The 21,113-nt window shown below is 61.6% G+C and carries 18 protein-coding genes; 15 read left to right on the top strand and 3 right to left on the bottom strand.

Annotation, left to right across the window (positions count from 1 at the left end):
• Positions 1-71 precede the first annotated feature (71 nt).
• The 13 genes from H0274_RS03795 to H0274_RS03735 all read left to right on the top strand — a co-directional run bounded on the left by H0274_RS03795 (position 72) and on the right by H0274_RS03735 (position 15,537).
• Complete coding sequence (locus H0274_RS03795; RefSeq protein WP_226793009.1) at positions 72-740, top strand: RNA polymerase sigma factor; 669 nt, start codon at positions 72-74, stop codon at positions 738-740.
• Positions 741-1,772, top strand: a complete 1,032-nt coding sequence (locus H0274_RS03790) for a FecR family protein (protein WP_226793008.1) — start codon at positions 741-743, stop codon at positions 1,770-1,772.
• A gap of 95 nt (positions 1,773-1,867) precedes the next feature.
• Positions 1,868-5,017: a TonB-dependent receptor gene (locus H0274_RS03785; protein WP_226793007.1), complete on the top strand. Its 3,150-nt coding sequence runs from the start codon at positions 1,868-1,870 to the stop codon at positions 5,015-5,017.
• Positions 5,018-5,120: 103 nt separating this feature from the next.
• Positions 5,121-6,689, top strand: coding sequence for an alkaline phosphatase D family protein (locus H0274_RS03780; RefSeq protein ID WP_226793006.1), 1,569 nt, complete (start codon positions 5,121-5,123; stop codon positions 6,687-6,689).
• A 15-nt stretch (positions 6,690-6,704) separates the two neighbouring features.
• Positions 6,705-7,649 (top strand): glycerophosphodiester phosphodiesterase, encoded by a 945-nt coding sequence (locus H0274_RS03775; protein ID WP_226793005.1) that lies wholly within the window; start codon positions 6,705-6,707, stop codon positions 7,647-7,649.
• 95 nt (positions 7,650-7,744) lie between these two features.
• Positions 7,745-8,932 carry a sensor histidine kinase gene (locus tag H0274_RS03770; RefSeq protein ID WP_226793004.1) on the top strand — a complete coding sequence of 396 codons (1,188 nt, stop codon included), beginning with the start codon at positions 7,745-7,747 and terminating at the stop codon, positions 8,930-8,932.
• An 84-nt stretch (positions 8,933-9,016) separates the two neighbouring features.
• Positions 9,017-10,063: a substrate-binding domain-containing protein gene (locus H0274_RS03765; protein WP_226793003.1), complete on the top strand. Its 1,047-nt coding sequence runs from the start codon at positions 9,017-9,019 to the stop codon at positions 10,061-10,063.
• An 18-nt stretch (positions 10,064-10,081) separates the two neighbouring features.
• On the top strand, positions 10,082-11,467 hold the full coding sequence (gene pstC, locus H0274_RS03760; RefSeq protein WP_226793002.1) for a phosphate ABC transporter permease subunit PstC: 1,386 nt from the start codon (positions 10,082-10,084) through the stop codon (positions 11,465-11,467).
• The gene (gene pstA / locus H0274_RS03755; protein ID WP_226793001.1) at positions 11,460-12,710 is read left to right on the top strand and encodes a phosphate ABC transporter permease PstA; all 1,251 of its coding nucleotides are present in this window, start codon (positions 11,460-11,462) and stop codon (positions 12,708-12,710) included. Before pstC ends, pstA begins: the two co-directional genes overlap by 8 nt.
• A gap of 26 nt (positions 12,711-12,736) precedes the next feature.
• Positions 12,737-13,492, top strand: a complete 756-nt coding sequence (gene pstB / locus H0274_RS03750; RefSeq protein WP_226794430.1) for a phosphate ABC transporter ATP-binding protein PstB — start codon at positions 12,737-12,739, stop codon at positions 13,490-13,492.
• Entirely contained in the window at positions 13,492-14,193 is a 702-nt protein-coding gene (gene phoU / locus H0274_RS03745) for a phosphate signaling complex protein PhoU (RefSeq protein ID WP_226793000.1), read from the top strand. The genes pstB and phoU overlap by 1 nt, the downstream gene beginning before the upstream one ends.
• Before the next feature lie 74 nt (positions 14,194-14,267).
• Positions 14,268-14,957: a phosphate regulon transcriptional regulator PhoB gene (gene phoB, locus H0274_RS03740; RefSeq protein WP_226792999.1), complete on the top strand. Its 690-nt coding sequence runs from the start codon at positions 14,268-14,270 to the stop codon at positions 14,955-14,957.
• A 130-nt stretch (positions 14,958-15,087) separates the two neighbouring features.
• Positions 15,088-15,537 carry a nuclear transport factor 2 family protein gene (locus H0274_RS03735; RefSeq protein WP_226792998.1) on the top strand — a complete coding sequence of 150 codons (450 nt, stop codon included), beginning with the start codon at positions 15,088-15,090 and terminating at the stop codon, positions 15,535-15,537.
• A 19-nt stretch (positions 15,538-15,556) separates the two neighbouring features.
• On the opposite strand, the gene H0274_RS03730 is transcribed toward H0274_RS03735, so the two are convergent.
• The 3 genes from H0274_RS03730 to H0274_RS03720 form a co-directional block, all read right to left on the bottom strand.
• Complete coding sequence (locus tag H0274_RS03730; protein ID WP_226792997.1) at positions 15,557-16,276, bottom strand: extensin-like domain-containing protein; 720 nt, start codon at positions 16,274-16,276, stop codon at positions 15,557-15,559.
• Positions 16,277-16,360: 84 nt separating this feature from the next.
• The gene (locus tag H0274_RS03725; RefSeq protein ID WP_226792996.1) at positions 16,361-17,173 is read right to left on the bottom strand and encodes an arylamine N-acetyltransferase family protein; all 813 of its coding nucleotides are present in this window, start codon (positions 17,171-17,173) and stop codon (positions 16,361-16,363) included.
• Between the two features lie 14 nt (positions 17,174-17,187).
• Positions 17,188-18,738, bottom strand: a complete 1,551-nt coding sequence (locus tag H0274_RS03720) for an amino acid permease (protein WP_226792995.1) — start codon at positions 18,736-18,738, stop codon at positions 17,188-17,190.
• Positions 18,739-18,991: 253 nt separating this feature from the next.
• On the opposite strand from H0274_RS03720, the gene panB reads away from it, so the two are divergent.
• Together panB and H0274_RS03710 are read left to right on the top strand one after the other, a co-directional pair.
• Complete coding sequence (panB, locus tag H0274_RS03715; RefSeq protein WP_226792994.1) at positions 18,992-19,861, top strand: 3-methyl-2-oxobutanoate hydroxymethyltransferase; 870 nt, start codon at positions 18,992-18,994, stop codon at positions 19,859-19,861.
• Positions 19,862-19,873: 12 nt separating this feature from the next.
• Complete coding sequence (locus tag H0274_RS03710; RefSeq protein ID WP_226792993.1) at positions 19,874-20,938, top strand: DUF475 domain-containing protein; 1,065 nt, start codon at positions 19,874-19,876, stop codon at positions 20,936-20,938.
• The last annotated feature ends 175 nt before the right edge of the window (positions 20,939-21,113 follow it).

Raw genomic sequence — 21,113 nt, 5'->3', positions numbered from 1 at the left:
TCTGTGTTTCGTGCAATCGCACGCACAAACCAAACGCCGCCTCGCCGCTCTACCATTGTCGCGAATATGTCATGACGCGCGCCCAGACGGAGCGAACTGCGCTGGCCGACGAATCGTACGGCTGGCGAGCGCAATCCGAATGGGGACATGAACTGTCGCGTCGTATGGACGGTAAGCGTGACATTGTTGCGGCCTGGGTAGCGCGCGAAATCCTGCCCCATGAGAAAGCCATCCACACATGGCTTTCTCGCCGTTGGCACAAGATTATCGACCCCGACGATGTGATCCAGGAAGCTTATTGCCGAATCTCAAGCCTCGGCTGCGTCGATCATATCGACAACCCCATCGGCTATTTTCGCCGCACAGTTCAGTCAGTGGTAACCGACATGATACGCCGTGCGAGGAAATCCAATATTGTTCCCCTGACCGAAATCGACTGGTGGAACGTCATGGATAGCGAGCCTTTGGCGGATCGTGTGCTGGAGGCAGATCAGGAACTCAGGCAGGTAGACTATCTTCTCTCACAACTATCCGACGTTTGCCGCGAGGCGATCCTGCTACGCCGCGTCGAGGGAGTGCCACAAAGAGAGGCCGCGAGACGGCTCGGCGTCAGCGAGGATGTGATCAGAAATCACTTGGTTCGCGGCGTTAGAAAGATACTGCAGGCAATGACCGCCCAGCATGAAAACGCTGATGCGCCACATGCAAAAAAAGAGAAAGAGACGGAAAGGTTGAAGTGATTGGCTAGATCTGTTTCTCCTGAGACTATCGCTGATCGAGCTACTGAATGGGCGGTTCTAGTGGAATATGGCGAAATGACCGCCGAAGACCACGCCGAGCTGAATACATGGCTGGCAGCGGACGGGCGTCATCGCGGCGCATTTCTGCGTTCGCGCGCAGGATTGTATATGGCGGAAGATGCGGTGGCGAGCGCGCGAGCTATGTCTGCGGCGCCAGAAGTTTCGCGTGCCGTTTCCGCGAATTGCGCTGGAGAGCATAATCGCAAGTTCATGCCCCGCCTCTCACGGCGGATCTTCCTGCCGGGTTACGTAAAGTCGATCGCCGGAGGAACTGCCCTGGCCGCATCGGTCGCGGCGCTCGTCGCCATCGGCCTTCCGGTTTTATTTCATTTCCGGCCGACGGAACCTGTCGTCGCCGAGCAGATCGTGAAGCTCAAGGATGGCTCGATCGCGACGCTGGGGCAAGGCGCTCAGATCAAAGTGGTATTTTCACCTGATTATCGCAGGATCACGCTGGTCGACGGTGCCGCAACCTTCAAGGTTGCCCATGACAAAGGCCGCCCCTTCATCGTGCAGTCCGGGGACATCTATGCACAGGCAACGGGTACCATCTATTCAGTCAGCCGGTTCGGTAAGACGGGCGGAACCGTGAAGGTAAGCGAAGGTAGCGTGCTGGTATGGCAGCATGACGATCGAGATCAGGGTATCATGCTCCACGCCGGGGAGGAATTGATGCTCACGGCGGAACCACGATTGACAGAACCGAAGGTGGCCGCTTCCGTCACCTCGCCTGCCCAGCCGCCCAAGGCCCCGCAGATCGCATTTGATCGCGAGCCACTCCGGTCTGCCGTGGCGCGTTTCAACCGCATCAATAAGACAAAGATCGTCATCGCCGATCCGGAGATCGGAGACACCGAGATCATCGGCCTGTTCCGTACCGACGATCCGGAACAGTTCGCAGAAGCCGCCGCCGCTCTTGCCGGCGGAACCGTCGAACGCCGAGGGAATGAAATTGTAATAAAAATGCAATAATTGATTAAAAATCGAATTATAATTTCACATCACTGACCGAAACTGCGTGAAGTCCCGTCATTAGGTTTGAAGACATCAAACTGAGGGACTCCCCAATGCATTCGATCTTTTTGCGTTCCGTCGTTTCCACGGCGGCCATCGCGGCAGCGATCTGCCTTCCGGCGACGGCGCAGGCGCAAAGCCGCAGCTTTGACCTCCCCGCACAGCCCGCAGCCAACGGCATCCGCGAATTCGCACAACAGGCCGGGATACAGGTCATTGCCACCGGCAAGGAAACGACCGGCCACTCGGTCAATGCCGTCAAGGGCAGTCTCGATGTCCATGATGCACTGAACCAGTTGCTTGCCGATACAGGCCTGGTCATCCGCTCTTTCGACGGAGATGTGGCTGTTCTGGGCGCGGCGGCGAACGAGACGCCGGCCGATCCGGAAGGGGCGATCATCGTTACCGGTTCACGCATCGCGCGTTCCGATCTGGTCAATCCGATGCCGGTCGGCGTCATCAAGATGGATGACGCCCTGCGCTTCAACAGTAACGATATCTACAGCGTCCTGCAGCAAAACCCGGCGCTCGGCTTCAGCGGCGCCAGTCTGAACAGCAGCGCGACGAGCTGGGATTCAGGCGCCCGTTTCATCAACCTGCGCAACCTCGGCACGAACCGTTCGTTGACGCTCATCGACGGCAAGCGCCGTGTGTCGGGCTCCACCCGTTCGTCGGCCGTCGATATCGGCACGATCCCGCTGGGCATGATCGACCGCGTCGAGATCATCACCGGGGGTGCCGCGGCTGTTTATGGCGCGGACGCGGTGACCGGCGCCGTCAACATCATCACGAAGAAGAATATCGAAGAAACGACCATCTCCGTAACCGGCGGCCTTTCCGAGCGGGGCGATGCGGGCAATGCTCAGGTATCGCTTTCGACCGGCTTCAAATTCGCTGACGATCGCGGCCGGGTTTCCATCGGCGGGACCTATTCCTGGACAGACTCGCTGTTCATGTATGATCGCTACGACTGGACCCAGCAGCCGCTGCTCCTGCCCAATCTGGCCAATACCGGCACGTCCGATGGCATTCCCGACCGCATCCATGTCTGGAATTACCGGCAGCACTATTATGCCTATGAACCCAACTTCTGGCTCGGCACGGTCAACGGTCAGGTCGTCAATCAGCGCTTCATGTTGGAAGACGGGGGCACGGTCCGCCCGATGGTCCATGATATCTATATGGACAAGGCGCCCGCGCAGTTTGCTCTGGGTAGCGGCGGGGATGGCCGGAACCTGACAGACATGACCCAGTTCCGCGGGGCGGAAGAAGCAATTTCCGCGCTGGGCCGCGTGGAATATGACCTTAGCGATCACGTTACCTGGTCTGGCTATTTCAGCTATTCGCGGAACAATTATGACGGCGCGGGAACCTATTACCGCGACGATACCCGCACCACCTTCATGGGTGTGGGCAGCGCTAAGGCCTATCTCGACAATCCGTTCCTGCCGGATTCCATCCGTGCGGTGATGCAGAAATACGGGCTGACCTCGCTCAATATCGACCGCACTTACGGCAATTTCCCGGTGCGTGACGAACTGCACAAGCGTGAGACCATCACCGTCGGCACCGAGATTACCGGAAGCCTGTCCGATTCCCTGAACTGGAGCGCCTTTTACCAATATGGCCGGTTCAAGGATCACGCCATCGAAGGTAATGTGCCGATCCGATCGCACTGGCTGGCTGCGCGCGACGTGATTGCCGGGCCCAACGGCCTGCCGGTCTGCCGCGATACGGCGGCGCGGGCGGCGGGTTGCGTTCCGCTGAACATTTTCAGCAAGACGGTCCCCAGCCAGGAACTGCTCAATTACGTTATGGGAGACCGTGACGAATATCGCACCGTCACTCAGCAATCCGTCGGCGCGAACATCGATGGTTCGCTGTTCCGCCTGCCTGCCGGAGACGTCAAGTTCGCGCTGGGCGTGGAATACCGCAAGGACACCCTGACCAACCGGGACGATCCTTTGGCTCTGTCGGGCGAACTCGTTTACGGCGGCGGCCCAGGCAAACGCTCGGAACTGGACGTCGAGGCGGACGTCAAAGAAGCCTTTGCGGAACTGGTCGTGCCCCTGTTTGCCGATGCACCGCTTGCCCGCCGCCTGGATCTGGAACTGGCCTATCGCTATTCCGATTACAGCACAGTCGGCGGCACGAATGCGTGGAAGGCCGGCGTGATCTGGGAACCGTTCGAGGGCTTTGCCCTTCGCGGCGTTCGCTCGCGCAGCGTGCGCACTCCGAACTTCGGCGAACTGTACGAGCCCATGGTCACCAGCACGACCACCGGTTCAATCAGTGACCCATGCGAAGTCGGCGACATCAACAAAACCCCTACCCGCGAAGCCAATTGCCGCGCCCTGGGGGTGGTGACGCCGTTGCCGGACATCAAGACAGGGCCCCACATCACCACCGGTGGCAATCCCGACCTGAAGCCCGAAATCTCGAACAGCCTCACTCTCGGCCTTGTCTGGCAGCCGAGCTTCCTGCCGGGCTTCGACATGACCGTCGATTACTGGAACATCGATATTGAGGATTACATCTATCAGCTGAGCTACACGCAGATCCTCAACCTATGTGTCGATCTCCCCACGATCGATAACCAGTATTGCAAGGCCCAGGGCCGAAACCAGACACCGGACGTGCCGACTGCCCAACAAGGCATCCTGCTTCCGGCGGGGGCCCCGCTTTACGTGAACGCCCAGCAAGGCAACATATCCCGCATGCAGGCCCGAGGCATCGACGTCGGCATGAACTATGCGGTCAAGGCCGGGCCCGGACGCCTGGGGCTGAAGTTCGCGGGCACCTATCTGATCGAGCATACGTTCGAGACCACCCCGGGCGCTCCTGCGGGCGATATCTTCTATGAAGGCCAGTACAATTACCCGAAGGTCCGTGCCAACCTGACCACCACTTATGACATCGGCCGGTTGGGTCTGGCCCTGAGCACCCGTTACCAGAGCGGAGGCAAGGGCGACCGGATGGCAACCGCAGAACAATATGACGACAACAGTGTGCCCTCGCGCACCTATTTCGACCTGTCGGCGCGCCTGGATCTTGGCCGTCATGTCGTGAATCTGGCCGTCAACAATCTGACCAACAAAATGCCGCCCTACATGGCCTTCGGGGAGCCCGGCATTTACGCGGCCAGCACGGTCTACGATCTGGTCGGACGCTCTTACAGCCTGTCCTACACGATCAAGTTCTGACGAACTGCGATGGCTGCCGACCGCTTTCCCGGGGAAGTGGCCGGCAGCCTTTTCCACGCCAATTGCCCTGCCCGCCAGCCGGCTCCTTTCAACAGGAAGAACAATGAACCTGGACCGTCGCCAACTCATCAAGACTGCCGGAAGCATTGCCCTGATCACGGGGCTGTCCCGTTCCCCGCTGTTCGCGGCGCCGCTTGGCGCCAACCCGTTTATGCTGGGCGTAGCTGCGGGCGACCCGTGGCCGGATGGCTTCGTCATCTGGACGCGGCTTGCCCCTCGCCCGCTGGACGAACATGGGGGAATGCCCGCCGTCCGCGTGCCAGTTTTATGGGAAGTGGCCGAAGATGAAGGATTTTCCCGAGTGGTCCGCAAGGGAGAGGCTGTCGCCCTGCCCGAACTCGCCCATTCGGTCCATGTCGAAGTCGAGGGGCTGCAGCCACATCGGCCCTATTGGTACAGGTTCACGGTGGCCGGTTCGGACATCAGCCCTGTCGGCATGGCGCGCACCGCGCCCGCCCGTGACGCGATGGTCCAGCAGCTGCGGATTGGCGTGGCCGGATGCCAGCATTACGAGATGGGATATTACGACGCCTGGCGACATCTGGCGGCCGAACCGGACCTCGACCTGGTCTTCCATTATGGCGATTATATCTATGAAGGGGCGGCGACCCCGCTCGGCCCACGGCCGAACAAATGGACCCCCGTGCGCCAACATGTTGGCGGAGAAATCTACAGCATCGACGACTATCGGCGGCGCTATGCCCAGTACAAGAGCGACCCCAACCTGCAGGCAGCCCATGCAGCCTGCGCTTTCGCGGTCTCGTTCGACGATCATGAGATCGACAATAACTGGGCCAGCGATTTCGATCAGGACGGAACCAGCCCGGAGATTTTCGCATTGCGCCGCTATGCTGCGTTGCAGGCCTGGTACGAGCATATGCCTGTCCGCAAGGCCCAATTCCCCACCAACGGTGGCCTCACAGCTTACCGCCGGCTGGATTACGGGCGCCTGATGCGAATGCACGTGCTGGACACGAGATCCTATCGGGCAGACCAGCCCTGCGGCGACGATTTCCGGAAAAACCCTTGCCCTCCCGAAGCGCATGTTGGTCCCTCCGTGCTGGGCGGCGCGCAGGAAAGCTGGCTCGATCAGGGATTGGGCGGCGCCGGAACGACCTGGAACCTGCTTGCCCAACAGATTATCGTCATGCCGGTCGATTTCCGGGAGCCGGGCGCCACGGAAGCCCAGTTCGCCACGGATCTGTGGGACGGTTATCGCCCTGCCCGCCAGCGCCTGATCGAGAGCATTCGCCGGCATGACCTGTCCAACGTCGTGATCGCGACGGGCGACCATCATCGTCATCTCGTCGGCTCAGTACCGGAAAATGACGAGGATACGGATGGCCCGAAGGTCGCCGTGGAATTCCAGGCGGCCTCCATCTCATCGGAAGGAAACGGCAAGGGCGAGGCCGGATTGGACCACATGATGAGGAACAACCCACATTTCGACCTCTACACCGACAGGAGAGGCTACCAGCTTTTCAACATCTCGCCGGAACGATGGAAGACGGATGTGAAGGTGATGGACCAGATCGAAACTCCCGGGGGCCAGATCAGCACCCTCGCATCCTTCTTCGTAACACCAGACGCACCAATCCTTCATCGCGGCTAAAGGACTTCCCGAGACATGAAATTGGAACGTCGCCAGTTGATCAAGGCCGCCAGCGGCCTTGTCCTTGCCTCCGGCATACCGCTTTTCGCACAAGCGCTGGCCGCAGCGCCTGCCGTCCCTTCCGACGAACAGGCTTTGCGTGCCCAACTCACGCGGATGTATGCGGAACAGGGCATTCTCCCGATCCCCATCCATCGGGGCGGCGGCATGCACCAACCGGAAAACACCATCGAGGCTTTCGAATATAGCTGGGCCCGCAACATGGTTCCGGAAGCGGATATTCGCACCTCGAAAGACGGCGTAATCGTTGTCATCCACGACGATACGGTCACGCGGACTGCACCGGGCGCACCGGAGGAAATCCGTCACAAGCCAGTCCACGAACTTACGCTCGCCGAGCTCAAGACCGTCGATGTAGGGGCATTCCGGGGCTATCCCGGCCAACGCATCCCCACGCTGGACGAAGTCTTCGCGGTGATGGCGAAAGACCCGCGCAAATTCCTGCATCTCGACTACAAGAGCATCGATCTGGATGTACTGTCCGCCATGGTGAAACGCCATGGCGTGGGAAAGCAGGTGATTTTCACCACCAACCGCTATGATCTGATCCAGCAGTGGCGCCGCCGCGTACCGGATTCGCAGACGATGATCTGGATGGGCGGCACCCAGACGGAAATCGAAGCAATCCTCAACACCCTCCGCACCACGGATTTCAAGGACGTCTATATCGTCCATATGCATTACCGCCCGGTACCCGGAACCGAAGCCTTCAATATGAGCGACCGCTTCATGCTGGATGTCCAGGCCGAGCTTTCCGCCAAGGGCATAATCCTTCAGGTTCAGCCTTGGAACATCGAAGATCCGCTGATCTACGAGCGGCTGTTCAGCATCGGCATCCGCAATGTGGGCACGGACTTTCCCGACATGCTGCGCCTGATCCGCCCAAGCTTCTTTCCTTGAGTGGCCGCGCCTTCCCCGCCTGGCCATACCGATAAATATGACACGCTTCTCTTCATGCTTGGCGTCGCACCTCCAGCAGGGCTAAGCGCGAAGCGATGAGCGAATTGCGTTCCCAACCTTGGCCCGGCGTATTCATCGCACTCGCCGCCGGCATCGGCATGGTGGTGGCGGGGGCCGATTTGTGGCTGGTGGCCGCCGTCTTGCTGCTGTGGATCTGCTCCCTGTGGATCGCGCGCCCGGCGGAACGGATGGTTCAGCCCCAGGCCGATTCGGTGCAACTGACCCGCGACGGGATGCGCGACATGATCGAGCAGTTCAGTCTGCCGCTGCTGCTGCTTGACCGCAACCGCATCATTATCGCCAATTCCGCCGCCCGGACAGTGTTCGGCAAACATATTGTCGGCCAGGATGCGCGTGTGGCGCTCCGCCACCCGCAGGCCATTGCGTTGCTTGACCGCAAGCGCGACGGTTCTGCGACGATTCAGGGCCTCACCGCGCCGCGCAGCATCTGGAAGATCACTCTCCACGCGATCAATGATCGCTATTGGGTGATCGAATTGCACAATCGCACGACCGAGGCCGATATCAGCCGGGCACATACGGATTTCGTGGCCAATGCCAGCCACGAACTGCGCACGCCGCTCGCCTCGATCATCGGCTATGTCGAGACATTGACGGAAGAAGGCGATTCCGTCGATCCAGCCACCGCGGCCAAGTTCCTCGATACAGTCCTGCGCGAAGCCCGGCGGCTGCAAAGCCTGGTGAGCGACCTGATGTCGCTGTCGCGCATCGAGGCGGAAAAGCATGACCAACCGGCGGAACAGCTCGATCTGAAGAAGCTCATCGCCAAGGCCGCCCGCGATGCCGGTGCCGCCAAGGACAAGGCGCGCGTTAATGTGACGTTGCCAGCGCAGGAAGTGCCGGTAAAGGGCGACACTCAGCAACTTGAGCAACTCGTCCGCAATCTGGTGGACAATGCCCTCAAATATGGCGCGCAGGACCAGCCGGTGGACGTACTGCTGAAAACCGAGGAAGGTGATCGCGCCGTTCTGACCGTCACCGATCGCGGTGAAGGCATCGACCCGGAACATATTCCGCACCTCACCCGGCGCTTCTATCGCACCGACCCCGGCCGCAGTCGTGCGGCGGGCGGCACCGGCCTGGGTCTGGCGATCGTCAAGCACATCGTAGAGCGGCATCGCGGCCGCCTCGACATCACCAGCAAGAAGGGTGAAGGGACGATTGTGACCGTTAAACTACCAACTATCGAACAGAGTCGATAGAAATGTCATACATGTGTCACATAACTCAAACATCGCGCGGGCAGTAGCCACGAGGCATCCAGCCTCCCAGCTCGGGACATGACCATGAAGACCAAAGCACTTCTCGCCCTCCCCCTGATTTCCGCGGCCCTGATACTCTCCGGCTGCGGCAGCAATGGCGGCAGCGCAACCCGCGACTCGATCCGTGCAGTGGGCTCCTCCACTGTCTATCCCTTCGCCAAGGCGGTTGCGGAATCGCTCGCCCGCTCGAATCACGACATCAAGTCCCCGATTATTGAATCGACCGGAACCGGCGGCGGCGTGAAGCTCTTCTGCGCCGGCGTAGGCGCCGCAACGCCAGACATCACCAATGCCTCGCGCCGGATGAAGAAGTCCGAATTCGAATCCTGCCAGGCCAATGGCGTGACTGACATCATCGAAATCCAGGTGGGCCTAGACGGTATCGCCTTCGCCGCCGACAAGGGCGGGATCGAGATGAACCTCACTCCCGAAATCGTCTACAAGGCTCTGGCCGCCAAGCCCTTCGGCAAGGAACAGGCCGCCAAGACCTGGAAGGATGTCGATCCTTCCCTGCCGGCCGATCCCATCCTCGTCTATGGCCCGCCCTCCACATCGGGCACGCGCGATGCGCTCAAGGAACTGATCCTGGAGAAGGGCTGCGAAACCGATCCGGCCATGAAGGCGCTGAAGGACAGCGACGAGGACAAGTTCAAGCAGATCTGCACCGAAGTGCGCGGTGACGGCGCCTATGTTGACCAGGGCGAACAGGACAATTTGATCGTCCAGAAGATCGAGAGCAATCCGAGGGCAATCGGTGTGTTCGGCTATTCCTATCTCGAAGAGAATGCCGACAAGCTCAATGGCCTCAAGGTCAATGGCGTAGTGCCGACCTATGACAATATCTCGAGCTTCGCCTATCCGGGCGCCCGTCCGCTCTACATCTACGTCAAGAAGGCCCATCTGGACGCCATTCCCGGCCTCAAGCAGTTCCTCGCCGAATGGGTGAAGAACTGGGGCAAGGATGGCCCGCTGGCCAAGATCGGCCTGGTGGTGAGCCCTGCTGACGTACTCGCCAAGAGCACCAAGGCGGCCACCGAATATACCGTGCTCAGCGCGTCCGACTTCGAATAATAAGGACGAGCTTGCATTATGTCGCCAGCCATCCTGCTTCTCCTCGCCCTTGGGCTCGGGCTCGCGGGATGGCTCGCGGCCCGCGCGCGCGCCTGGAGCTTCCGCCGCGCCGCGCCTGACGTGCGCCTTGCCTCCCTGCCCTCGGCCTATGGCTGGTATGTAGCGCTGTGGATCGTGATCCCGGCGGTGCTGTTCGTGATAGTATGGGGCTCCATTGCGCCCTCACTGGTCACGCAATCCGTATTGGCCGATCCGGCCGCAGCGGACTTGCCTGTCTTCGGCATGCAGCGCGAGACGATCCTCAGCGAAGCCCGGGCAGTCGCTGCCGGGGCTGCCCATGCCGTGTTCAATCCGCAGGCGCGCCCGCTGATCGAACCGTTTCGCGAGGCGATCTCGCGCATGAACATGATCGGCATTGCCGCCACGCTGGTAATCGCCTTCCTTGGCGGCGCATGGTCGTTCACTCGCCTGCGCCCCGATTTCCGCGCCCGCACCAGAGTGGAACGGATCGTCATGATGATCCTGCTTGGGGCATCGCTGGTGGCGATCCTCACCACGCTGGGCATCTTCCTGTCGCTGGTGTTCGAAACCGTGCGCTTCTTCGGGATGATCGATCCGATCTCCTTCCTGTTCGGCACCCATTGGGGCCCCGATCCGATGAGTTCGGTGGAAGCTGCGGACCCGAGCCGCTTCGGCGCCATCCCGCTGTTCTGGGGCACGATCTATATCGGCGCAATCATCGCCATGATCGTGGCGATCCCGCTCGGCCTGATGAGCGCGATCTACCTTACGCAATATGCCAGCCCCACATGGCGCAAATGGCTCAAGCCCGCGCTGGAGATTCTCGCGGGCGTACCCACCGTGGTCTATGGCTATTTCGCCGCCCTGACCATCGCGCCGGCCATCCGCGACCTCGCAGTTTCGATCGGCATTTCCAACGCCTCAAGCGAAAGCGCGCTTGCAGCAGGTCTGGTGATGGGCGTGATGATCATTCCCTTTGTCTCCTCCATGGCTGACGATTCCATCGCCGCAGTGCCGCAGGCCATGCGAGACGGCAGCCTGGCGATGGGTGCCACCACCAACGAAACCATTCGCCGTGTGCTGGTGCCCGCCGCCCTGCCCGGCATCGTGGCGGGCGTGATGTTGGCGATCAGCCGCGCCATCGGCGAAACGATGATCGTGGTGATGGCGGCCGGCTATGCTGCCAACCTCACCGGCAATCCACTGGAAGCGATGACGACGGTGACCGTCCAGATCGTTGCCATGCTGACCGGCGAGGCAAGCTTCGACCATCCCGCGACGCTCAGCGCCTTCGCCTTGGGTTTCGTGCTGTTTCTTGTAACGCTGGGCCTGAACATCGTGGCCCTGCGCGTGGTGAAGAGGTTCCGTGAAGCCTATGAGTGAGGCAATCCTCCCCACCCGCACCCCGGCTTTCGAGGCGCGCATCCGCAAGCGTTATGCGGCGGAACGGCGCTTCAAGCTGGCCGGCCTGCTGTCCATCCTGTTCTCCATCGCGGTGCTGGCCTTCCTGCTGATCACCATGGCGTCGAACGGCATTTCGGGCTTCAAGCGAGTGGAACTCGCAGTGGAGATCGATTTTCCGGAATCCGGCATCGCCGCCGATCCCGCCGTGCTGGCGCAGCCCAACGCCATCCAGTCTCTGGAAGCGCAGGGCCTGCCCGCCGTGGTCCAGTTCTTCGCCGCCAGGTCGCTGGGCGACGAAGGCGCAGCGCAGGTGAATTCCGAGGCATGGCGCGATGTCGCACGTTCGATCATCGCCGATCCCTCCATTCTCAGCAGCAAGGCGGTGGTAATGGTCCCCGCCTCGCACAGGTTGGCCGCTGCCTATTCGGGTGACGGACAGGCCGCGCTGGAGCCGCTGGCGAAGCAGCTCAAGGCCGAAGGCAAGCTGCAGAAGAATTTCGACCTGGGTTTCCTCTCCCGTTCGGACGCCACCGATCCGCAGCTCGTCGGCATCTGGGGGGCACTCAAGGGCTCGATGCTCACCATGCTCATCACCCTGGCCTTCGCCTTCCCGGTGGGCGTGCTGGCGGCGCTCTATCTTGAGGAATATGCCCCGAAGAACCGCTGGACCGACATTATCGAAGTATCGATCAACAATCTCGCGGCGGTCCCCTCGATCATCTTCGGCCTGCTCGGGCTCGCGGTATTCCTCACTATCTTCCCCAGCTATCGCTCGGCCCCGCTGATTGGCGGCCTCACCCTGGCGCTGATGACGATGCCGGTGATCGTCATCGCAGGCCGCAACGCGATCAAGGCCGTGCCGCCTTCCATCCGCGATGGCGCGCTGGCGCTGGGCGCTTCGCCGATCCAGGTTGTGTTCCATCACGTGCTGCCGCTGGCCCTGCCCGGCATCCTGACCGGCACGATCATCGGCATGGCGCGCGCGCTGGGTGAAACCGCGCCCGCCCTGATGATCGGCATGCGCGCCTTCGTCGCGACGCCGCCGGACGGCTTCACTTCGCCCGCCACCCTGCTTCCGGTCCAGATTTTCCTCTGGTCAGACGAAATCGACCGCGGTTTCGTCGAACGGACATCGGCGGCGATTATTGTGCTATTGATATTCCTGCTGGTGATGAATGGCCTCGCCATCTACCTGCGCAACCGGTTCGAGAAGAAGTGGTGACCACAGAACAAATCTCCGCCCCCGACATGCCGAAGATGAGCGCCAACAAGGTTTCCGTCTTCTACGGCGAGAAGAAGGCCATCGACGAGGTTTCGATCGATATCGAAACCGAATATGTCACTGCCTTCATTGGCCCTTCGGGCTGCGGCAAATCGACCTTCCTGCGCACGCTTAACCGCATGAACGACACTATCGCCGCCGCGCGCGTCGAAGGCGAGATCATGCTGGACGGCGAGGATATCTACAAATCCGGCATGGATGTGGTGCAGTTGCGCGCCCGGGTGGGCATGGTGTTCCAGAAGCCCAACCCCTTTCCCAAGTCCATCTACGAGAACATCGCCTATGGCCCGAAGATTCACGGGCTGGCAGAAAGCAAGGCCGATCTCGACGTGGTCGTCGAACGGTCGCTGCGCCGCGCGGGCCTGTGGGACGAAGTGAAGGATCGCCTGGCTGACAGCGGCACGGCGCTTTCCGGCGGCCAGCAGCAGCGCCTGTGCATTGCCCGCGCCATCGCGGTCGATCCCGAAGTGATCCTGATGGACGAGCCCTGCTCCGCACTGGACCCGATCGCCACCGCGCGTATCGAGGAACTGATCGACGAGCTGAAGGGCCGCTTCGCCATCGTGATCGTCACTCACTCGATGCAGCAGGCCGCGCGCGTTTCGCAACGCACTGCCTTCTTCCACCTTGGAAAGATGGTCGAATACGGCCAGACTTCCGACATCTTCACAAATCCGCGCGAAGAACGCACCAAGGATTATATTACTGGGCGGTATGGCTGATGAGCACCGAACACACGGTCAAGGCATTCGATGAGGACATCACCCGGCTTCGCGGCCTGATTGCGGAGATGGGCGGCCTGGCCGAGCTTGCCATTCAGGAATCGCTCCAGGCGCTGGTGAAGCATGATGAAAAGCTCGCCCGCGAAGTGGTGCGGCGCGACAAGAAGATCGATCTTCTGGAAATCGAGGTGGACAAGCTGGCGGTGCGCATCATCGCCCTGCGCGCGCCCATGGCGGACGATCTGCGTGAAGTGATCGCCGCGCTGAAGATCGCCGGCGTGCTGGAGCGGATCGGCGATTATTCGAAGAACATTGCCAAGCGCGTGAACGATATTCCGGCCCGCAAGCATTTCGATCCGCTGACGCTGCTGCCCGCCATGGGCGAGGTCGCATCGGAAATGGTCCATGACGTGCTGACCGCCTATGCCGCGCGCGATCCGGTAACGGCACGCGAAGTTATCGCGCGGGACGAGAAGGTGGACGCCTTCTATGAAAGCATCTTCCGCAATCTCGTCAGCCACATGATGGAAAGCCCCGCCACCATCAGCACAGCTGCGCAATTGCTGTTCATTGCCCGCAGTATCGAACGCATCGGGGACCATGCCACCAATGTGGCCGAGATGGTCTATTATGCCGCCACGGGCACTTATGTGCCTGAACTTGATGGCGAGACAGATGACGAAAATAGAGCTATGATATGACGCGACGGCTCTTGTCGTAATCCTGTAACATCTCTGTGGTGGTGGGGGCTCTGAAACAATCCGGAACCCAAGACGTGGCCGCACCGAAACTTCTTCTTGTCGAAGACGATCCTGCCCTGGCCGAGCTGCTGGAATATCGTTTCCAGAGCGAAGGCTATAATGTCCGCACTACAGCCGATGGCGATGAAGCCCTCATGTTCGCGGATGAAGATGTTCCCGACCTGGTGATCCTTGACTGGATGATCGAGGGGACCAGCGGCATCGAAGTCTGCCGCCGCCTGCGGCGCGACAAGGCGACCGCCCATGTCCCGATCATCATGCTCACCGCGCGTGAAGCAGAGGATGACCGGGTACGCGGGCTGGAAACCGGCGCGGACGATTATTTGACCAAGCCCTTCTCACCTCGTGAATTGCTCGCCCGCGTTTCGGCCGTGCTGCGCCGCGTGCGTCCGGCCTTGGCAGGCGAAATGCTCGAAGTGGGCGATCTGAAGCTCGATCCGGTGGCACACCGCGTCGAACGGCGCGGGCAGCAGCTTGCTGTCGGGCCAACTGAATATCGTCTGCTCAAGTTCTTCATGGAAAGCCCGGGCCGGGTCTTCAGCCGCGGGCAATTGCTCGACGGTGTGTGGGGCACCGGCAGCGAGATCGAGGAACGCACGGTGGATGTCCATATCCGCCGCCTGCGCAAGGCGATTACTGTGGGTAATTCCGCCGATCCGATCCGCACTGTGCGCTCGGCAGGATATGCGCTCGAAGCCCTTTGATTACTTTGCACCCTAACGATCTGTCGCAGTTGATGCACGGGTTGGACAGGCCCCATGCAGTTCATCTTTCTCCCGGTGTCTCCGGTGGCTAGTGCAGCGCTGGCGCGCTGGCGCCGGGAAGAGAGATGGAATGAAATTTCAGGTGCTGGGCGCAGCTATCGCCCTCTCGCTTGCGGGCGCTGCCAATGCGGCCGATCTTACACCTACCGAAATCGTCAATCGTCATGTTTCCTCTGGCGGCAATGTCGATGCGATCATGGCGGATTATGCCGATGACGCGGTAGTGCTGCAGCAGGGCCGCGCCTTTCAGGGCAAGGAAGCGATCCGCGGCCTGTTCGAGAATATGTTCAAGCGCCCCGCAGGCGGCGCCGCGCCTTCCGCCCCGCCGCCCGGTGCGGGCAGTGGTGGCCCTCCCAAAATGACTGTCACCAAGGTGTGGGAAGAAGGTGATGTCGGCTTCATGACCTGGGAAATGGGCCCGATGAAGGCGACCGAGGAATTTCTCGTCCGCGACGGCAAGATTCTGGTGCAGACCATCTTCATGTCCGGCCCGCCCGCAGGTGACCCGGCCCCGCGATAGGCCTTGTCGGGCCCGGAGCCTAACGACAGAAGCCCCATGCCCTTCCCTGCTGATCAAGATGCAGGTGATCGGCATGGGCAGCGTTATATTCGGGTGACAATACGGTGCTGAAGGCGCTGCAGGCGCCGTCCCTCACGCGGTGCAGGAATGCGCTGTTCTGCCCCTCGCCCGGCCAGTCGCGCAGCACGCTGACCCTGCGGCCATCTTCCAGCACGAAGCCTGCAATATCTATGGCGTTGCCGGTGGCATGCTCGCTCCACGGGCCATCGTCCCGATTATACATTCGGCGGCAGCTATAGGTGCCGTAATGCTCCACGCGCCGGACGGGGGAGCCCAACAACTCCTGCGCCGCAGGTTCCACGCTGTGTCGCAGCCAATACACAACGCCCGCCGCCACCGCGCAGCTCGAAATCGGGGCGTCGGAGCCGAACGGACTGTCGCCCAGCCTCACCCGGCTTTCCCGGCGGCATGCCCCTTCTCCCGCAGGTTCGAGCTGAGCGAACTCCACCCCGCTACGCTCCAGCACGGCGCGACATTCTGCCGGATCGCCATGCAGAGCCGCAAGCTTGCGACTGGTTGCCCAGCCCGGCGGGTCTGCAAGGTTGAGCGGCGACCAGGGATTATGCTCCGGATGATCCTGCAGCCACGCCCGCCCCGCCAGCAAAGCGCATCCGACCAGCAGCAGGCCGAGCAGCACACGGTCGAGGCGGAAACCGCCGATGGTACGGGAAATCTTCACCGGGGATGAAAAGCCTGAAGGCGCGAAACGATCCGGGCATAGCCCAAGCTGCGGGGGCGATTATGCCCCGGCTGGCCGCGCCGATCAGCCCGCGATCTTCGCCCATGCGCGTTCCAGCGCTTCGTCGGAAAGGCCCAGCCCGGCCTCCTCGCGCAGGAAGCTGGCGAACTCGGCAAGGTCACTCAGATCGCGCCGTTCTTCGCCATCGGACGTCTCCACGGTCAGCGAACGGTTGAACAGGCCGTAGCGGACATCCCCGCGATAGCAGCCGAACATGAGGTGGAAGCCGAAAGGCGCTTCGGGCGATACGGCGCAGACGAAATTGGCGTTGGCGATGTCCCCGTCGGTCACCCGGGCATCGTCGAAAGCGTATATATCCGCCCAGCCTTCCGCCTGCAGCCGTTGCAGCACGATTTCCGCGCGATCAGCGTCTTTATGCAAACGATAGGTTCCGTTGGGCACCTGCTGCGGCCCCTCGAAATCGAGGTCCAACGGAGCCAGCGGGCCCGGCCCGCCAAACCCTGCATCGGCCAGAAAACGGCGGTTTTCCGCCTCCACCACCAGCGCCAGATGGCTGCGCCCGCCATCCACACCCATCCGCATGCGAACCCGCGCAAGGCGGCGCGAAACGGAAAAGCCGGCGGATTTCAACGCTTCTGCGAAGAGACCGTTCTGTTCAAAACAATATCCCCCGCGCCGCTGCTCCACGATTTTCCCGAACAGGTCAGACAACCCGAGCAAGGGCACCTTGCCCAGCAGCGGATCGAAATTCTCGAACGGAACCGCGCGCATGTGGGCTGCCTGCAAGGCGCGCAAACCCGCTGTATCGGCCGATGTTTCGTTCAGCCCGATGCGATCGAGATAGGCAGGAAGGTCGAACCGGAAATCCCCCGCCATGGCGGGCCCTTCCCCTATTCCTGTTCGCCAGGAGCAGGCGCGCCCGGCATGGGGGCCACCGGCATGGGCGGCACATCGGTGTCTTCTTCAGGCACTTCCACAATGCCCCGCGCCACATGGCTGCGGCTGCGGCTATAGCTGTAATAGACCACCAGCCCGACCAGCGCCCAGCCGGCGAACATCAGCTTGGTTTCGATGCCCAGCTTGTAGAACAGGTAACAGCAGCCCAGGATCGCGACCGGCGCCGTGATGGCAATCGCCGGAGTGCGGAAGGGGCGCTTGCGATCCGGATCGGTCCTGCGCAGCACCATCACCGCGATGGAAACGGCCGCAAAGGCGAACAAGGTTCCGGAATTGGAGATGTCCGCCAGGATGCCGACCGGGAAAAAGGCCGCGAACAGGGCCACGAACACGCCGGTCAGAATAGTGATGACATGGGGCGTCTTGAACTTGGGGTGGATGGTGGAGAAGACGGAAGGCAGCAGGCCGTCACGGCTCATTACGAAGAAGATGCGGGTCTGCCCGAACATCATCATCAGAATGACCGAAGGCAGGGCAAGGCCGGCGGCAAGGCCGATCAGGTTGCCGATTTGCGCCCAGCCGATTTCGCGCATCGTCCAGGCCAGCGCCTCCTTGGAGCAGACGACTGCCTGATCGGAAATCGATGCGCAGGCATCCGCCAGTTCCTTGCTGCCCGGCGCGAGCCCCGCACCATTGGCGTCCAGCAGCGGGCTTGCGCCAACCGTGCCGATCACGCCCGCCGCAACGAGCAGATAGAAGAGAGTGCAGATGCCCAGCGATCCGATCAGGCCGATCGGCATGTTGCGCTGCGGGTTCTTGGTTTCCTCCGCTGCGGTGGAAACCGCATCGAAGCCCACATAGGCAAAGAAGATCGAAGCTGCCGCAGCGCCGATGCCCCCGAAGCCGAGCGGGGCGAAGGGCGTGAACTGCTCCATCCTGATCACCGGCACGGCCAGCGCGATGAACAGCGAGAGGGCGGCCACCTTGATGACCACCAGCACGGCATTGACGAAGGCGCTTTCCCGCGTGCCGATCACCAGCAGCCAGGTGACCAGCAGAGCAATCGCCATGGCAGGCAGATTGACGAACCCGCCGTCAAACGGCCCGCGCACCAGCGCGTTGGGAACGTCTATGCCCGCAGCATTTTCTATCAGCCCCACGACATAGCCTGACCACCCGACCGAGACGGCGCCTGCCGCCACTGCATATTCGAGGATCAGCGCCCAACCGACCATCCAGGCGATCAATTCGCCCATCACGGCATAGCTGTAGGTATAAGCAGAGCCCGAAACCGGCACCATCGAGGCCATTTCAGCATAGCACAGGGCCGCAACCGCGCAGACGAAGCCGGCGATCACGAAGCTGAGCATCATGCCCGGCCCCGCTTTCTGCGCAGCTTCCGCCGTCAGCACGAAGATGCCGGTGCCGATGACGGCACCTACGCCGAGCATCGTCAACTGGAAGGCACCAAGCGAGCGGTGAAGCGACTTCTTTTCCGCGGTGGCAAGAATTGCGTCGAGCGGCTTGATGCGGCCAAAGATCATTCACGGACCTCCCTGGGCCCCGGAACGCTAACCCCTTGCGCATCCAGTGGCCTTGTCATCTGAATTGAATATTCGCTTTTGAAGCTACCGCAATCGGGAAATTGGCAGATGGCGGGGCAATTCCGGGGAAAAGCGCGGCACAAACGCCAATTTTCTTGATCCAGCCGCTGCGCCCCCACCCGATTTACCGCTCAATCAGCGAGCTGTGCCGCTTTGCTTTGCCCAATTCGTGACCGGCGCTAAAAGAGGGCGCATGTCCACCACCTTCACCCTCGACACGTCCACCAGCCGCGCCAATCCGACACCCGCGCCCATGCGGCGGCTCACTGTGCCCCGCATCAGGGCGCGCAAGGTGGATGGCGTCACGGAAGAACCCATCGTGGTGCTCACCGCCTATACCGCCCGCCAGGCCCAGTTGCTGGACGCCCATTGCGACTTGCTGCTGGTGGGGGATTCGCTGGGCCAGGTGATTTATGGCCTCCCCTCCAGCGTGCCCGTGACGCTGGAAATGATGGCGGCGCATGGCGCGGCGGTGGTGCGCGGCTCCTATCATTCGGCGGTGATCGTCGACATGCCTTTCGGTTCCTACGAACAGTCCCCGGCGCAGGCCTTCGCCAGCGCATCGCGCCTGATGAAGGAGAGCGGCTGCGCGGGGGTGAAGCTGGAAGGCGGCGCAGCGATGGCGGAAACGGTTGAGTTCCTCGTCAGCCGGGGGATTCCCGTAATGGGGCATGTCGGCCTTACTCCCCAGGCGGTGAACGTGCTGGGCGGCTATGGCCCGCGCGGCCGCAGTGAAGCGGAAGCCAGCAAGATCCTCAGCGATGCGCAGGCCCTCTGCCGGGCGGGAGCCTTCGCCATCGTGGTGGAAGGCGTGATCGAGCCGATTGCCATCGCGGTTACCCGGGCAGTCGCCTGCCCGACCATCGGTATCGGCGCCTCCGCCCAGTGCGACGGTCAGGTTCTCGTCACCGATGACATGCTCGGCATGTTCGAGCGTGTACCTCGCTTCGTTAAGCGCTATGGGGCCATTGCGGAGGACATCTCCGCCGCAGCCGCGCAATATGCGGCCGAGGTGCGTTCCCGCGCATTTCCCGGCCCCGACCAGACCTATCAGCCCGAATAGAGAGTACCCGTCTTGCTCACCCATTTTCGCGGATCGATCCTCTTCGCAATCGTCTGCCTTGCGCTGGGCGCATGGTATGGCTGGGATGCCACCGGCTCTGTCGCCGGTACGGCGCAGATGCTCTGGATCATCGTCGTCCTTTCGGTTCTGGAAGTCTCGCTGAGCTTCGACAATGCGGTGGTGAACGCCACCGTGCTGAAGGACATGGACGAGGTGTGGCAGAAGCGCTTCCTCACCTGGGGCATTGCCTTTGCCGTATTCGGCATGCGCGTGGTGTTCCCGCTGGCCATCGTGGCAATCGCCGCGCATATCGGCCCGTGGGAAGCGGTGAACCTTTCGCTGAACCAACCGGCCAAATATCAGGAAATCGTTTCTTCCGCTCATGTCGGCATTGCCGGTTTTGGCGGGGCCTTCCTGGCGATGGTCGGCCTCGAATTCTTCTTCGACAATGACAAGGATGTCCACTGGATCGGCGCGATCGAGCGTTTCCTCGCGCGGGTCGCTGCCGTGGAAGCCATTGAGATCGGCGTGCTGCTGCTGGCGCTATGGGGCATTTCCAGCCTGCTCGATCCGGCAGAGGCGCTGACCTTCCTCATCGCAGGCATTCTGGGCATCGTTGCCTTCATTTCGGTAGGCGCGATCAATACCTGGCTGGAAATTCGCGACCAGAAGCGCGCGCTTGTGGGCGCTGCCGTGCGCAGCGGCCTGGGCGGGTTCCTGTATCTCAACGTGCTGGATGCCAGCTTCAGCTTCGATGGCGTGATCGGCGCCTTCGCCCTTTCCAACAATATGATCGTGATTGCGCTGGGCCTGTCCATCGGTGCCTTCTTCGTGCGTTCGATGACGATCATGCTGGTGAAGAAGGGCACGCTGACGGAATATCGCTTCCTCGAACATGGCGCCTTCTGGGCTATCATCGCGCTGGGCGGCATCATGCTCGCCTCCGCCCGGTTCCATATTCCGGAAGCTGTGACCGGGCTGATCGGCGCCGTGCTGATCGGGCTGTCGCTCTGGTGGTCGGCCCGGCACAACCGCAAGGAAGCGCGGGCCGAAGCGCTTCGACAGCTCGACGAGTAAGTCACGCGACTCGCTTCCGGTCGCCCGGATTTCCGCCGAAGTTGACGATGTTGACACAGTACATGGCAGAAAGTTCCAGCCCCCTTCGGAGGGGCCGGAGCGGGCCTGACGGAGAGGGTTTCGCAAGGCGCAGATGCTGGACATGAGGCAGGGCTAGCAAGCTTCGCCCATGTAG

The organism is Fulverythrobacter ferritrahens (assembly GCF_020539485.1).
In the GTDB taxonomy this organism is placed as follows: Bacteria; Pseudomonadota; Alphaproteobacteria; order Sphingomonadales; family Sphingomonadaceae; genus Andeanibacterium; species Andeanibacterium ferritrahens.
The sequence above is the reverse complement of the archived record's forward strand: the minus strand, read 5'-3'. Positions and strand labels throughout refer to the sequence as shown.

Bases quoted from the DNA above. Each gene is read 5' to 3' on its own strand.
- H0274_RS03735 (WP_226792998.1), top strand. From the start codon at position 15,088: ATGAAATTTCAGGTGCTGGGCGCAGCTATCGCCCTCTCGCTTGCGGGC.
- H0274_RS03795 (WP_226793009.1), top strand. From the start codon at position 72: ATGACGCGCGCCCAGACGGAGCGAACTGCGCTGGCCGACGAATCGTAC.
- H0274_RS03770 (WP_226793004.1), top strand. From the start codon at position 7,745: ATGAGCGAATTGCGTTCCCAACCTTGGCCCGGCGTATTCATCGCACTC.
- H0274_RS03785 (WP_226793007.1), top strand. From the start codon at position 1,868: ATGCATTCGATCTTTTTGCGTTCCGTCGTTTCCACGGCGGCCATCGCG.
- phoU (WP_226793000.1), top strand. From the start codon at position 13,492: ATGAGCACCGAACACACGGTCAAGGCATTCGATGAGGACATCACCCGG.
- H0274_RS03765 (WP_226793003.1), top strand. From the start codon at position 9,017: ATGAAGACCAAAGCACTTCTCGCCCTCCCCCTGATTTCCGCGGCCCTG.
- H0274_RS03780 (WP_226793006.1), top strand. From the start codon at position 5,121: ATGAACCTGGACCGTCGCCAACTCATCAAGACTGCCGGAAGCATTGCC.
- pstC (WP_226793002.1), top strand. From the start codon at position 10,082: ATGTCGCCAGCCATCCTGCTTCTCCTCGCCCTTGGGCTCGGGCTCGCG.
- H0274_RS03720 (WP_226792995.1), bottom strand. From the start codon at position 18,738: ATGATCTTTGGCCGCATCAAGCCGCTCGACGCAATTCTTGCCACCGCG.
- H0274_RS03775 (WP_226793005.1), top strand. From the start codon at position 6,705: ATGAAATTGGAACGTCGCCAGTTGATCAAGGCCGCCAGCGGCCTTGTC.
- pstA (WP_226793001.1), top strand. From the start codon at position 11,460: ATGAGTGAGGCAATCCTCCCCACCCGCACCCCGGCTTTCGAGGCGCGC.
- panB (WP_226792994.1), top strand. From the start codon at position 18,992: ATGTCCACCACCTTCACCCTCGACACGTCCACCAGCCGCGCCAATCCG.
- H0274_RS03725 (WP_226792996.1), bottom strand. From the start codon at position 17,173: ATGGCGGGGGATTTCCGGTTCGACCTTCCTGCCTATCTCGATCGCATC.
- pstB (WP_226794430.1), top strand. From the start codon at position 12,737: ATGCCGAAGATGAGCGCCAACAAGGTTTCCGTCTTCTACGGCGAGAAG.